Here is a 12,506-nt window from a genome sequence, read left to right as displayed (position 1 = left end):
CCGTTCCCGTCGCGCGGATTAATCTCATGTCCGCGTAACTGGGGAACTGCCATGCGATTTGCGATTCTGCTGGCGCTCGGCGCTGCTGTGCCGGGTGCCGCTGCCGCCGACACCTATATCACTGCCGACCGCTATCTCGACGTCGAGCGGGGGCGCTATGTCGAGCGCCCGCTCATCCGCGTCGGTGACGACGGGCGCATCCGTTCGATCGGGACCGGCGAGCCGCCGCCGCTATCGCGCGAGGACCGTCATATCGACCATGCCGGCAAGACGCTCCTGCCGGGCTTTATCGACATGCATGTCCATCTCGACAGGCCCGCCAATATCGGCGGCTATCGCGGCTACCAATATACTGACAGCTTCTGGCCGATCACGGCGGTCCCGGCGGGCGAAGCGATGCTCAAGCTGGGCTTCACCACGGTGCGCCAGGTCGGCAGTACCCAGCGCGCCGCGATCGGGCTGAAGCAGGCGATCGAGGATGGCTATGTCGTCGGCCCGCGGATCGTCCCGGCAGGCTATTCGCTGGGCGCGACCGGCGGGCATTGCGATAGCACTTTTCTTCCCCCCAGCCTCGAGAAGGATGGCAAGGAAGAGGGGATTGGCGACGGCGTCGACGAGCTACGCTACCAGGTCCGGCGCCAGCGCAAGTTCGGCGCCGAGGTAATCAAGGTCTGCGCTACCGGCGGGGTCTTCTCGATGAATACCGAACCCGGGCAGCCGCAGCTTTCCGAAGAGGAATTGCGCGCGATCGCCGACGAGGCGCATCAGTGGGGCGTGCGCGCGGCGGCGCATGCGCATGGCGCCGAGGGAATTAAGCGCGCGATCCGCGCGGGCATCGACACGATCGAACATGCCAGCCTCGTCGATGACGAAGGCATCCGCCTAGCCGCCAGCCGCGCTCGACCGGTGTGGTTCTCGATGGATATCCGCAACACCGACTATACCCAGTCCGAGGGGCGCAAAAACGGCGTGCTCGAGGTCAATCTTCGCAAGGACCGCGACATCGCGCAGGCGCAGCGGGACAATTTCCGCAAGGCGCACGAAGCGGGCGTACGGATGGTGTTCGGATCCGATGTCGGCGTGATGCCGCCGAGCTGGGTGCCGGGGCAATTCTCGGTGATGACCGAATATGGAATGACTCCGCTCGAAGCGATCCGCGCGGCGACCCTCAACGGCGCCGAGGCGCTGGGCCGCAGCGCGGATGTCGGCACGATCAAGGTCGGCCGCTATGCCGACATGGTGGTGGTCGCGGGCGATCCCTTGCGCGACATCAAGGCAGTCGAGAATGTCGAGGCGGTGATCAAGGGCGGAACGCCTGTGGAGGAGATGGTCCCTTGGGCCTTGCAGCGTCAGTAAGCCGAATTTTCGCTGCAGGGCTTGCCCTCGGGCGGGCGGCGGCGGCAGGTGCTGACGTATGCAGATAGTGTGGGACGTCGGGCTGGTTGCGCTTTTTTCTATAGCTACATCTTTCCTCTTGCTGGTAAAATTACATCGGCAATTGAGCCTTTTGATCGGGGGGCGAATCTATCAGGAACTTTCGCAGAACTGGCCGGTGGGCGTTCACGCCAAATATCGTGCAAGCCCTAAAGAGTGGGTTTTGCATATTGCACTCTTCGGTTTGGTTGGGATCGCCGTAGGACTACTGGTCTATCTGGAGCAGCAATACCTAGTCGCTCTCGTGGTCGGCGTGTTCGCAGCCCTCATTTTTTTACTCCTCATAAAGGAGATCACGAGAAACTTCCCCGAGGAGGAGAAGCGGAATCGAGCCATTTTCGAGAGCCAAAAACCAAGCTGAGGCGCTGGGGCGCAGCGGTCATGTCCCCGCGATCGAGGTCGGCCGCTATGCCGACATGGTGGTCGTCGCGGGCGATCCCTTGCGCGACATCACGGCAGTCGAGCATATCGAGGCGGTAATCTAGGGCGGAACGCCCGTGGAGGAGATGGTCCCTTGGGCCTTGCAGCATCAGTAAACCGGATTTTTGCCGCGGGGCTTGCCCTCGCGATGGGCAGCGCGGCGATGGCCGAGCCGATCGTCATCCATGCCGGACGGCTGATCGCCGTGCCGGGTGAGGGCGTCCAAGGCCCTTCGACCATCATCGTCGAGGACGGGCGCATCCGCTCGGTGAGCGCGGGGCATCAGCCCGCGCCCGAGGGGGCACGGCTGATCGACCTCGGCGACAAGACCGTGCTGCCGGGCCTCATCGACAGCCATGTCCACCTCTCAAGCGACGAGGGCGGGGTGGCGCGCGCGATGCAGTCGATGGAGCGCTCGGACGGTTGGTTCGCGCTCAATGCCTATGCCAATGGCATGAAGACGCTGCGCGCCGGTTTCACCACGGTGCGTAACCTTGGCGATGGCACGGGCGCGACGCTCGCGCTGGCGAAGGCGGTCGAGGACGGGATGGTGCAGGGACCGCGCATCGTCGATGCGGGCGTCAGCCTTTCGGCGACCACCGGTCATATGGACGGCGCGCTCGGCTGGCGCGACGAATTCCGCCCCCTGTTCGAGGAGAAGGGCAATACCTGCGACGGTCCGGCGCAATGCCGCCGTGCGGTGCGATTGCAGGTCGCACGCGGGGCCGACGTCATCAAGTTTGCGTCGACCGGCGGGGTCAACAGCCGGATCGGCGCGGGGCTGGGCGCCCAGATGTTCGAGGACGAGGCCCGCGCGATCGTCGAGACTGCGCGCCTCTATGACAAGGAAGTGGCGGTCCATGCCCATGGCGCGGACGGCATTCTCCTTGCGCTCAAGCTCGGGGTGGACAGCATCGAGCATGGCACGATCCTTACCGAGGAAGTGATCGACGCCTGGGCGCGGTCGGACACCTATTATGTTCCCACGCTTTCGACCGTGAACGGCTACAAGGAGCGGCTGGCCGCCAATGCGGGCGCCTATTCGCCCGACGTGCTCGCCAAGATCCGCTGGCGCATCGACATCACCGGAAAATCATTGCAGCAGCTGGTGCCGCGCGGCGTGAAGATCGCCTTCGGCACCGATGCGGGCGTGTCCAAGCATGGCCGCAACGCCGATGAATTCGAACTGATGGTCGCCAACGGGATGACGATGGAAGGCGCGCTCGTCGCGGCGACGGTCAATGCCGCCGACCTCTTGGGTCTTTCGGACGAAATCGGGACGATCGAGGCAGGCAAGAGCGCCGACATCATCGCGGTGAGCGGCGACCCGCTCGTCGACCCGGCGGCGTTCCGGTCGGTGCCCTTCGTGATGGCGCGGGGCGTGGTGGTCGAATGACCGAGGCGCCCTGCCGGCCCTAAGTGGCCGGATTGCGCTCACTTTCCGCCGCGCCTGCTGTTGACGCGATGCAGCATATCTCTTAATGGGCCGCTCGTCCGCGCCGGTGGTGTGATTCCGTCGTGCGCTGGAACATTTGAGCTGAACATTGTTCCGCCAGGACGAACTGAAGGGCAGCCGCCCGGGAAACCGGGAGGGCCACGTCCTTCATTTGGCCTATCGGAAACAAAGTAACCGCCGGGAGATGCCCGGCAACAGAAAGGTGAAGGCTTCATGCCGACGATTAACCAGCTGGTCCGCAAGGGCCGCACCCAGCAGAAGACCAAGTCCAAGGTCCCTGCGATGGAGCAGAACCCGCAGAAGCGCGGCGTCTGCACCCGCGTCTACACGACGACCCCGAAAAAGCCGAACTCGGCGCTTCGCAAGGTGGCCAAGGTGCGCCTGACCAACCAGCGCGAAGTCATCAGCTATATTCCGGGCGAGGGCCACAACCTCCAGGAGCATAGCGTGGTGCTGATCCGCGGCGGCCGTGTGCGCGACCTTCCGGGTGTGCGTTACCACGTTCTGCGCGGCGTCCTCGACACCCAGGGTGTGAAGGACCGTCGTCAGTCCCGTTCGAAATATGGTGCCAAGCGCCCCAAGTAAGCTGGTTTCGTCGGACGCGCCGCCCGATGGCTGGCGCGCCGCTCGCAAAAGGAATTCAATATGTCCCGTCGTCGTCGCCCAGAGAAGCGCGTCATTCTTCCCGATCCCAAGTTCGGTGATCTCGTCCTGTCGAAGTTCATGAACAACATCATGCTCGACGGTAAGAAGTCGGTTGCCGAGCGCATCGTCTATGGCGCGCTCGACAATGTCGAAGCGCGGATGAAGGCCGAGCCGCTGAACGTGTTCCACGAGGCGCTCAACAACATCAAGCCGCAGGTCGAAGTGCGTTCGCGCCGTGTCGGCGGCGCGACCTACCAGGTCCCCGTCGAAGTGCGCCCCGAGCGCGCCCAGGCCCTCGCGATCCGCTGGCTCATCTCGGCCGCGCGCAACCGCGCCGAGAAGACCATGGCCGCACGCCTGTCGGGCGAGCTGATGGACGCTTCGCAGAACCGCGGAAATGCGGTGAAGAAGCGCGAAGACACGCACCGCATGGCCGAAGCGAACCGCGCCTTCAGCCACTACCGTTGGTAAAACAGACTGTCATGGCCGCCTGCCCGCCGGGCGGGCGGTCATAACCCCCAGAAGGAATTTATCATGGCCCGCAGCCATCCCATCGAGCGCTACCGCAACATCGGTATCATGGCGCATATCGACGCCGGCAAGACCACCACGACCGAGCGTATCCTTTACTACACCGGCAAGTCCTACAAGATCGGCGAAGTCCATGACGGCGCCGCGACGATGGACTGGATGGAGCAGGAGCAGGAGCGTGGCATCACGATCACCTCTGCTGCGACCACGACTTTCTGGACCGTGAAGGATGGCGATGAGACGGGCGAAGAGCACCGCATCAATATCATCGACACCCCGGGCCACGTCGACTTCACCATCGAAGTCGAGCGTTCGCTGCGCGTGCTCGACGGCGCAGTCGCGGTGTTCGACGGCGTTGCCGGCGTGGAGCCGCAGTCGGAAACGGTGTGGCGCCAGGCGGACAAGTACAAGGTTCCGCGGATGTGCTTCATCAACAAGCTCGACCGTACCGGTGCCGATTTCTATTATTGCGTCAACTCGATCGTCGATCGTCTCGGCGCGAACCCGCTGGTTCTGACCCTGCCGATCGGTAGCGAAGACCAGCTCAAGGGTGTCGTCGACCTCGTCAAGAACCGCGCGATCGTCTGGAAGGACGAAAGCCTCGGCGCAGAATTCGTCTATGAAGACATTCCCGCCGACCTCGCCGACAAGGCGGCCGAATATCGCGAGAAGCTCATCGAGACCGCCGTCGAGCAGGACGACGATGTCATGATGGCCTATCTCGAAGGTGAAATTCCCGACCCGGCGACGCTCAAGAAGCTGATCCGCAAGGGGACGCTGGCGCGCGCCTTCGTTCCCGTGCTGTGCGGTTCGGCCTTCAAGAATAAGGGCGTCCAGCCGCTGCTCGACGCAGTTGTCGACTATATGCCTTCGCCGATCGACGTTCCGCCGATCGAAGGCGTGATCCCGGGCAGCGAAGACAAGACCGCCACCCGTCCGAGTTCGGACGAGGAGCCCTTCGCGGCGCTGGCGTTCAAGATCATGAACGACCCCTTCGTGGGCTCGCTCACCTTCGCCCGCATCTATTCGGGCAAGCTGTCGAAGGGCAGCGTGCTCAACACGGTGAAGGACAAGAAGGAAAAGATCGGCCGCATGCTGCTGATGCATTCCAACAACCGCGAAGACATCGAGGAAGCCTATGCGGGCGACATCGTCGCGATCGCGGGCCTCAAGGACACCACGACTGGCGACACGCTGTGCGCGCCGTCGGCTCCGATCATCCTCGAGCGCATGGAATTCCCGGATCCGGTGATCGAGCTTTCGGTCGAACCCAAGACCAAGGCCGACCAGGAAAAGATGGGCGTCGCGCTCAACCGTCTCGCGGCCGAGGATCCCTCCTTCCGCGTGTCGACCGACCATGAATCGGGCCAGACCATCATCAAGGGCATGGGCGAATTGCACCTCGACATTCTCGTCGACCGCATGAAGCGCGAGTTCAAGGTCGAGGCCAATGTCGGCGCTCCGCAGGTCGCCTATCGCGAGTCGCTCGCGAAGCCGGTCGAACTGACCTACACCCACAAGAAGCAGTCTGGTGGTTCGGGCCAGTTCGGTGAAGTGAAGGTCGCGCTGACCCCGGGCGAACGCGGGTCGGGCATCACCTTCACCGACAGCGTCAAGGGCGGCAACATTCCGAAGGAATATATTCCGTCAGTCGAAAAGGGCATGCGCGAGACCGCCGAGACCGGCGCGCTCATCGGCTTCCCGATCATCGACTTCGACATCGAATTGCTGGACGGCAAATATCACGATGTCGACTCGTCGGCGCTGGCGTTCGAAATCACGGGCCGTGCGGCCATGCGCGAAGCGGCCCAGAAGGCCGGCATCAAGCTGCTCGAACCGGTGATGAAGGTTGAAGTCGTCACGCCCGAGGATTACCTGGGCGACGTGATCGGCGACTTGAACAGCCGTCGTGGCCAGATCCAGGGCACGGACAGCCGCGGCAATGCGCAGGTCGTGACGGCCCATGTGCCGCTGGCCAACATGTTCGGCTATATCAACGAGCTGCGTAGCTTCACTTCGGGCCGTGCCCAGTACAGCATGCAATTCTCTCATTATGAGGAAGTGCCGCAGAATGTTGCCGACGAATTGAAGGCAAAGCTGGCGTAACGGGAAATTAGGCGTTATGGGCGCGCTCGCAACGGGCGTCGTCCGTCACCATTAAGACAAGAAGAGGCGTATAATGGCGAAGGCAAAATTTGAGCGGAACAAACCGCACGTCAACATCGGCACCATCGGTCACGTCGACCATGGCAAGACGTCGCTCACCGCGGCGATCACCAAGACGCTGGCGGAAGCCGGCAAGTCGGAAGCGGTCGATTTCGCGAACATCGACAAGGCTCCGGAAGAGCGCGAGCGCGGCATCACCATCTCGACGGCGCACGTCGAATATGAAACCGACAAGCGTCACTATGCGCACGTCGACTGCCCGGGCCACGCCGACTATGTGAAGAACATGATCACCGGTGCTGCCCAGATGGACGGCGCGATCCTCGTGGTTTCGGCCGCTGACGGCCCCATGCCGCAGACCAAGGAGCACATCCTGCTCGCCAAGCAGGTCGGCGTTCCGACCATGGTCGTGTGGCTCAACAAGGTCGACCAGGTCGACGATCCCGAACTGCTCGAGCTCGTCGAACTCGAAATCCGCGAAGAACTTTCGAAGCGCGACTTCGACGGCGACAACATTCCGATCATCGCGGGTTCGGCCCTTGCTGCCCTCGAAGACAGCAACCGTGAAATCGGCCAGGACGCGATCCTGAAGCTCATGGACGCCGTCGACGAGTGGATCCCCGAGCCGGATCGTCCGCTCGACAAGGACTTCCTGATGCCGATCGAAGACGTGTTCTCGATCTCGGGTCGCGGTACGGTGGTCACCGGCCGTGTCGAAACCGGCATCGTCAACGTTGGCGACGAAGTCGAAATCGTCGGCATCAAGGACACCACCAAGACGACCGTCACCGGCGTCGAAATGTTCCGCAAGCTGCTCGACCAGGGCCAGGCTGGCGACAACATCGGTGCGCTGATCCGCGGCGTCGGTCGTGACGAAGTCGAGCGCGGCCAGGTTCTGGCCAAGCCGGGTTCGATCACCCCGCACACCGACTTCGAAGCCGAAGTCTATGTCCTGTCGAAGGACGAAGGCGGCCGTCACACGCCGTTCTTCGCCAACTACCGTCCGCAGTTCTACTTCCGCACGACCGACGTGACGGGCGAAGTGGTCCTGCCGGAAGGTACGGAAATGGTCATGCCGGGCGACAATGTCTCGCTGGGTGTCAAGCTGATCGCTCCGATCGCTATGGACCAGGGTCTTCGCTTCGCCATCCGTGAAGGCGGTCGTACCGTCGGCGCGGGGGTTGTCGGCAAGATCACGAAGTAATATAGGGCGCGTGGCCGCGGGGGCCGCTGATTCGTCAGCACCTTCGCGGCCCGGCCTTTACAGGTTTAAAGTAAGGCTGCGTTCAGGCCTCCACGGTTAAGAACGCGGCCTTCCTTTTTGAGTTTAATTTGGTTGGCCTCCGACGTCTTTCGGACGGGGCTTGGCTCTTTCGCATCGGTAAGTGGACATGGAAACGCAGAATATCCGGATTCGTCTCAAGGCTTTTGATCATCGTGTGCTCGATCAGGCTACTGGGGACATTGCAGACACGGCCCGTCGTACGGGCGCTCTGATCCGCGGGCCCATTCCGCTGCCGACGCGCATCGAGAAGTTCACCGTGAACCGCTCGCCGCATATCGACAAGAAGTCGCGCGAGCAGTTCGAGGTCCGCACCTACAAGCGTCTGCTCGACATCGTCCAGCCGACGCCGCAGACGGTCGACGCTCTGATGAAGCTCGATCTCGCCGCGGGTGTAGACGTGGAGATCAAGCTGGCCTAAAGGGCTGGCACCGCGAGCAGATTCGCTCGCACGGTCCTGATCGTAAGGACCGACGCCGGAGCAAAATCCGGCAACGGATCAAAGGGATACCGGGCAGCAACTTTCCAACGGAAATGCGCTGCGGTCTGCGTCCCCCGCATCCTGCACTCCATGCAGGAATGGCCCAAGCGGGGCACGCATTGTTTCACGGGTCGGCATGCCCCCATCCCAATGGTGGGAGAGGGGCCTCTGTGAAGGAGTGTGGATCATGCGCACTGGCGTGATCGCGAAAAAGATGGGGATGACGAGGCTGTTCCAGGAAGACGGTCGGCATGTGCCGGTCACCGTTCTCCAGCTGGACGAGCTTCAGGTCGTCGGTCGTCGCGAACAAGATAAAGATGGTTACACCGCTGTCGCGCTCGGCGCGGGCAAGGCGAAGGCGAAGAATGTCGCCAAGCCGCAGCGTGCTGCATTCGGCAAGGCCGAAGTCGAACCCAAGCAGAAGGTCGTGGAGTTCCGCGTCGCCGAGGATGCTCTCCTCGACGTCGGCACGGAAATCACCGCTGATCATTTCGCACCGGGCCAGAAGGTCGATATCCAGGGCGTGACCCAGGGTAAGGGCTTTGCCGGCGCGATGAAGCGCTGGGGCTTCGGTGGTCTTCGCGCCACCCACGGCGTGTCGATCTCGCACCGTTCGCACGGTTCGACGGGTAACCGCCAGGATCCGGGCCGCGTCTTCAAAGGCAAGAAGATGGCCGGCCACATGGGCGCGCGCAATCGCACCCAGCAGAATCTCGAAATCGTCCGCACCGATGCCGAGCGCGGCCTGCTTTTCGTCAAGGGCTCGGTGCCCGGCTCGAAGGGTGGCTGGCTGATGGTCACCGACGCAGTGAAGCTGCCGCGGAACGAGAATGCGCCTTACCCGGCCGGCATCAAGCAGGCTGCCAAGGCGGAAACCAAGAACGAAGCTGCCGAGGCTCCGGCCGATAACGCGCCGGCGGCCGACGAAAGCAAGGAAGGCTAAGCGATGAAGGTCAAGGTTCAGACCCTCGACGCGAAGGCGGGTGGCGACATCCAGCTCGACAAGGAAATTTTCGGTGTCGAGCCGCGTGAAGACATCCTCCACCGCGTGGTCACCTGGCAGCTCACCAACCGCCGGGCACCCGCCCGCGCGACGCGTGAGCGCAGCGATGTCGCCCGCACGGGCAAGAAATATGGTCGCCAGAAGGGCGGCGGTACGGCTCGCCACGGCGATCGCCGCGCCCCGATCTTCATCGGCGGTGGTAAGGCTCACGGCGCTCGCGCCCGCGTCTTCACCTCGAGCCTCAACAAGAAGGTTCGTGCGCTCGGCCTGAAGATGGCGCTGTCGTCGAAGGCCAAGGATGGCAAGCTGATCGTGCTCGACAATCTCGACATGGACGGCGAAGCCAAGACCAAGGCGCTGCAGGCGAAGCTCGGCAAGCTCGGCTTCGGCAAGACCGCGCTGGTGGTCGATGGCGAAGCAGTCAACGTCGGCTTCGCTCGCGCTTCGGCCAACCTCGAAGGCATCAACCTGATGCCGGCGATGGGCGCCAACGTGTACGACATTCTCCGCCACGAGACGCTGGTCCTGACCCGCGCCGGGCTGGAAAAGCTGGAGGCCCGTTTCAATGGCTAAGCAGCAGAAGAAAGCCGTCCAGGACCGTCATTACGACATCGTCCTGGCACCGCACATCACCGAGAAGGCAACCATGGCTTCCGAGCATGGTGCCGTGGTGTTCAAGGTCGCCAACGACGCGACCAAGCCGCAGATCAAGGAAGCGGTCGAAGCCTTGTATGACGTGACCGTCACCAAGGTGAACACGATCGTGACCAAGGGCAAGTCGAAGCGCTGGCGGGGTCGCCCCTACAAGCGCTCGGACGAGAAGAAAGCGATCGTGACGCTGGCCGAAGGCCAGATGATCGATATCACGAGCGGGGTCTAACCGATGGCACTCAAAGCATATAAGCCGACGAGCCCGGCCCGCCGTGGCCTGATCCTCGTCGACCGTTCGCAGCTCTACAAGGGCAAGCCGGTCAAGTCGCTCACCAAGGGCAAGACCAAGACCGGTGGCCGCAACAACAAGGGCCATGTCACTTCGCGTGGCATCGGCGGCGGTCACAAGCAGAAGTACCGCCTGGTGGACTTCAAGCGTCGCAAATGGGACGTCGAAGGCACGATCGAACGGATCGAATATGATCCCAACCGTTCGGCCTACATCGCGCTCATTTCCTACCCGGACGGCGAGCAGGCCTACATCATCGCGCCGCAGCGCGTTGCTCCGGGCGACAAGATCGTCGCCGGCGAGAAGGTCGACGTGAAGCCGGGCAATGCGATGCTTATCGGCCAGATGCCGATCGGCACGATCGTCCACAACATCGAGCTGAAGCCCGGCAAGGGCGCCCAGATCGCTCGCGCCGCCGGCACCTATTGCCAGGTGGTGGGCCGCGACAAGGGCATGGTGATCGTTCGCATGAACTCGGGCGAGCAGCGCTACATCCGCTCGGATTGCATGGCGACGGTCGGTGCGGTGTCGAACCCGGACAATTCGAACACGACCCTGGCCAAGGCTGGCCGCAACCGGTGGCGCGGCAAGCGTCCGCTGACCCGCGGCGTCGCCAAGAACCCGGTCGATCACCCGCACGGTGGTGGTGAAGGCCGCACGTCGGGCGGTCGTCATCCGGTCACCCCGTGGGGCAAGCCCACCAAGGGCGCCCGGACCCGCAAGAACAAAGCGACGGACAAGTTCATCATCCGTTCGCGCCACGCGAAGAAGAAGAGGTAAGCGACCATGGCTCGTTCCGTTTGGAAAGGTCCTTTCGTCGAACTGTCGCTCCTGAAGAAGGCGGAAGCCGCTCAGGAAGATGGCGGGCGCAAGCCGATCAAGACCTGGTCGCGTCGTTCGACCATCTTGCCCCAGTTCGTGGGGCTGACGTTCAACGTCTACAACGGCAAGAAATTCGTGCCGGTCTCCGTCTCGGAAGAGATGGTGGGCATGAAGCTTGGTGAATTCGCGCCGACGCGCTTTTTCCCGGGCCACGCCGCCGACAAGAAGGGTAAGCGCTAATGTCGAAGCCCAAATCGCCTCGCAAGGTTGGTGAGAAGGAAGCTCTCGCCGTCGGCACCATGATCCGTGGGTCGGCGCAGAAGCTCAACCTCGTTGCCGGCCTCATCCGCGGCCGCAAGGTCGAGGACGCGCTGAACATCCTCAAATTCTCCACCAAGGGAATGAGCGAGGATGTCTACAAGGTGCTCGCCTCGGCGGTGGCCAATGCCGAAAACAACCACAATCTGGACGTCGACGCGCTCGTCGTGGCGGAAGCCAGCGTGGGCAAGTCGATCACCATGAAGCGTTTCGCGACCCGGGCGCGCGGCCGGTCCACCCGGATCACCAAGCCGTTCAGCCGCCTGCGTGTCGTCGTTCGTGAGCAGGAAGAAGCCTAATGGGTCAGAAAAGCTCCCCCGTCGGCCTGCGTCTGCAGATCAACCGCACCTGGGACTCGCGCTGGTTCGCCGAGGGTCAGGATTATGGCAAGCAGCTGCTTGAAGATCTGAAGATCCGCCGGTTCATCATGAAGACGCTGCCCCAGGCGGCGATTTCGAAGGTCGTGATCGAACGCCCGGCCAAGATGTGCCGCATTTCGATCTATGCCGCGCGTCCCGGTGTCATCATCGGCAAGAAGGGCGCCGACATCGAGAAGCTGAAGAAGACTCTGTCGAAGATGACGGATTCGGAAATCAGCCTCAACATCGTCGAGATCCGCAAGCCGGAAATCGATGCCCGCCTGGTTGCCCAGGGTGTTGCCGACCAGCTCGAGCGCCGCGTGGCGTTCCGCCGGGCCATGAAGCGTGCCGTCCAGTCGGCTCTGCGTCTTGGCGCCGAAGGCATCCGGATCACCTGCTCGGGTCGTCTCGGCGGTGCCGAAATCGCGCGGACCGAATGGTATCGCGAAGGTCGTGTGCCGCTGCACACGCTGCGCGGTAATGTCGATTATGCCGAGGCCGAAGCGCACACCGCTTACGGCGTCTGCGGGATCAAGTGCTGGGTCTTCAAGGGTGAGATCCTCGGCCACGACCCGCTGGCGCAGGACCGCCTCATGATGGAAGCGCAGACTTCGGGTGTCCGCCCGGCGCGCGACCGCCGCTAAGGAAC

General features: G+C 62.9%; 15 protein-coding genes. All 15 read left to right on the top strand.

Going from position 1 to position 12,506, the window contains the following annotated elements; all coding sequences use genetic code 11:
• The first annotated feature begins 51 nt into the window (after window positions 1–51).
• The 15 genes from FHS50_RS06730 (at window position 52) to rpsC (ending at window position 12,501) form a co-directional block, all read left to right on the top strand.
• Complete coding sequence (locus FHS50_RS06730; RefSeq protein ID WP_183933568.1) at window positions 52–1,356, top strand: Xaa-Pro dipeptidase; 1,305 nt, start codon at window positions 52–54, stop codon at window positions 1,354–1,356.
• Window positions 1,357–1,414: 58 nt separating this feature from the next.
• Window positions 1,415–1,795 carry a hypothetical protein gene (locus FHS50_RS06725; RefSeq protein ID WP_183933567.1) on the top strand — a complete coding sequence of 127 codons (381 nt, stop codon included), beginning with the start codon at window positions 1,415–1,417 and terminating at the stop codon, window positions 1,793–1,795.
• Window positions 1,796–1,948: 153 nt separating this feature from the next.
• On the top strand, window positions 1,949–3,250 hold the full coding sequence (locus FHS50_RS06720; protein ID WP_246332980.1) for an amidohydrolase family protein: 1,302 nt from the start codon (window positions 1,949–1,951) through the stop codon (window positions 3,248–3,250).
• 273 nt (window positions 3,251–3,523) lie between these two features.
• On the top strand, window positions 3,524–3,895 hold the full coding sequence (gene rpsL / locus FHS50_RS06715) for a 30S ribosomal protein S12 (protein ID WP_183933566.1): 372 nt from the start codon (window positions 3,524–3,526) through the stop codon (window positions 3,893–3,895).
• A gap of 60 nt (window positions 3,896–3,955) precedes the next feature.
• Complete coding sequence (gene rpsG / locus FHS50_RS06710; RefSeq protein WP_183933565.1) at window positions 3,956–4,426, top strand: 30S ribosomal protein S7; 471 nt, start codon at window positions 3,956–3,958, stop codon at window positions 4,424–4,426.
• 63 nt (window positions 4,427–4,489) lie between these two features.
• Window positions 4,490–6,592, top strand: coding sequence for an elongation factor G (fusA, locus tag FHS50_RS06705; RefSeq protein ID WP_183933564.1), 2,103 nt, complete (start codon window positions 4,490–4,492; stop codon window positions 6,590–6,592).
• 73 nt (window positions 6,593–6,665) lie between these two features.
• On the top strand, window positions 6,666–7,856 hold the full coding sequence (gene tuf, locus FHS50_RS06700) for an elongation factor Tu (protein ID WP_183933563.1): 1,191 nt from the start codon (window positions 6,666–6,668) through the stop codon (window positions 7,854–7,856).
• A 187-nt stretch (window positions 7,857–8,043) separates the two neighbouring features.
• The gene (gene rpsJ, locus FHS50_RS06695; RefSeq protein ID WP_044450118.1) at window positions 8,044–8,355 is read left to right on the top strand and encodes a 30S ribosomal protein S10; all 312 of its coding nucleotides are present in this window, start codon (window positions 8,044–8,046) and stop codon (window positions 8,353–8,355) included.
• Window positions 8,356–8,602: 247 nt separating this feature from the next.
• Entirely contained in the window at window positions 8,603–9,358 is a 756-nt protein-coding gene (rplC, locus tag FHS50_RS06690; protein ID WP_183933562.1) for a 50S ribosomal protein L3, read from the top strand.
• Between the two features lie 3 nt (window positions 9,359–9,361).
• Window positions 9,362–9,991, top strand: coding sequence for a 50S ribosomal protein L4 (gene rplD, locus FHS50_RS06685; protein WP_183933561.1), 630 nt, complete (start codon window positions 9,362–9,364; stop codon window positions 9,989–9,991).
• Entirely contained in the window at window positions 9,984–10,298 is a 315-nt protein-coding gene (locus FHS50_RS06680) for a 50S ribosomal protein L23 (protein ID WP_183933560.1), read from the top strand. The genes rplD and FHS50_RS06680 overlap by 8 nt, the downstream gene beginning before the upstream one ends.
• A gap of 3 nt (window positions 10,299–10,301) precedes the next feature.
• A complete protein-coding gene (gene rplB, locus FHS50_RS06675; protein WP_183933559.1) occupies window positions 10,302–11,138 on the top strand; it encodes a 50S ribosomal protein L2 in 837 nt (278 codons plus the stop codon).
• A gap of 6 nt (window positions 11,139–11,144) precedes the next feature.
• Window positions 11,145–11,420 (top strand): 30S ribosomal protein S19, encoded by a 276-nt coding sequence (rpsS, locus tag FHS50_RS06670; RefSeq protein WP_183933558.1) that lies wholly within the window; start codon window positions 11,145–11,147, stop codon window positions 11,418–11,420.
• Window positions 11,420–11,797, top strand: a complete 378-nt coding sequence (gene rplV, locus FHS50_RS06665) for a 50S ribosomal protein L22 (RefSeq protein WP_183933557.1) — start codon at window positions 11,420–11,422, stop codon at window positions 11,795–11,797. Before rpsS ends, rplV begins: the two co-directional genes overlap by 1 nt.
• Window positions 11,797–12,501, top strand: coding sequence for a 30S ribosomal protein S3 (rpsC, locus tag FHS50_RS06660; protein WP_183933556.1), 705 nt, complete (start codon window positions 11,797–11,799; stop codon window positions 12,499–12,501). Before rplV ends, rpsC begins: the two co-directional genes overlap by 1 nt.
• Window positions 12,502–12,506 lie beyond the last annotated feature (5 nt).

Origin of the sequence: Sphingomicrobium lutaoense (genome assembly GCF_014195685.1) — a bacterium.
Lineage (GTDB): Bacteria > Pseudomonadota > Alphaproteobacteria > Sphingomonadales > Sphingomonadaceae > Sphingomicrobium > Sphingomicrobium lutaoense.
Note: the sequence above shows the minus strand (reverse complement) of the source record. Positions and strands in the feature narration are given on the sequence as shown.

Excerpts from the sequence above, each read along its gene's own strand:
- rpsC (WP_183933556.1), top strand. The coding sequence starts at position 11,797 with ATGGGTCAGAAAAGCTCCCCCGTCGGCCTGCGTCTGCAGATCAACCGC.
- FHS50_RS06725 (WP_183933567.1), top strand. The coding sequence starts at position 1,415 with ATGCAGATAGTGTGGGACGTCGGGCTGGTTGCGCTTTTTTCTATAGCT.
- fusA (WP_183933564.1), top strand. The coding sequence starts at position 4,490 with ATGGCCCGCAGCCATCCCATCGAGCGCTACCGCAACATCGGTATCATG.
- rplV (WP_183933557.1), top strand. The coding sequence starts at position 11,420 with ATGTCGAAGCCCAAATCGCCTCGCAAGGTTGGTGAGAAGGAAGCTCTC.
- rplB (WP_183933559.1), top strand. The coding sequence starts at position 10,302 with ATGGCACTCAAAGCATATAAGCCGACGAGCCCGGCCCGCCGTGGCCTG.
- tuf (WP_183933563.1), top strand. The coding sequence starts at position 6,666 with ATGGCGAAGGCAAAATTTGAGCGGAACAAACCGCACGTCAACATCGGC.
- rplD (WP_183933561.1), top strand. The coding sequence starts at position 9,362 with ATGAAGGTCAAGGTTCAGACCCTCGACGCGAAGGCGGGTGGCGACATC.
- rpsL (WP_183933566.1), top strand. The coding sequence starts at position 3,524 with ATGCCGACGATTAACCAGCTGGTCCGCAAGGGCCGCACCCAGCAGAAG.
- rpsJ (WP_044450118.1), top strand. The coding sequence starts at position 8,044 with ATGGAAACGCAGAATATCCGGATTCGTCTCAAGGCTTTTGATCATCGT.
- rpsS (WP_183933558.1), top strand. The coding sequence starts at position 11,145 with ATGGCTCGTTCCGTTTGGAAAGGTCCTTTCGTCGAACTGTCGCTCCTG.
- rplC (WP_183933562.1), top strand. The coding sequence starts at position 8,603 with ATGCGCACTGGCGTGATCGCGAAAAAGATGGGGATGACGAGGCTGTTC.
- FHS50_RS06680 (WP_183933560.1), top strand. The coding sequence starts at position 9,984 with ATGGCTAAGCAGCAGAAGAAAGCCGTCCAGGACCGTCATTACGACATC.
- FHS50_RS06730 (WP_183933568.1), top strand. The coding sequence starts at position 52 with ATGCGATTTGCGATTCTGCTGGCGCTCGGCGCTGCTGTGCCGGGTGCC.
- rpsG (WP_183933565.1), top strand. The coding sequence starts at position 3,956 with ATGTCCCGTCGTCGTCGCCCAGAGAAGCGCGTCATTCTTCCCGATCCC.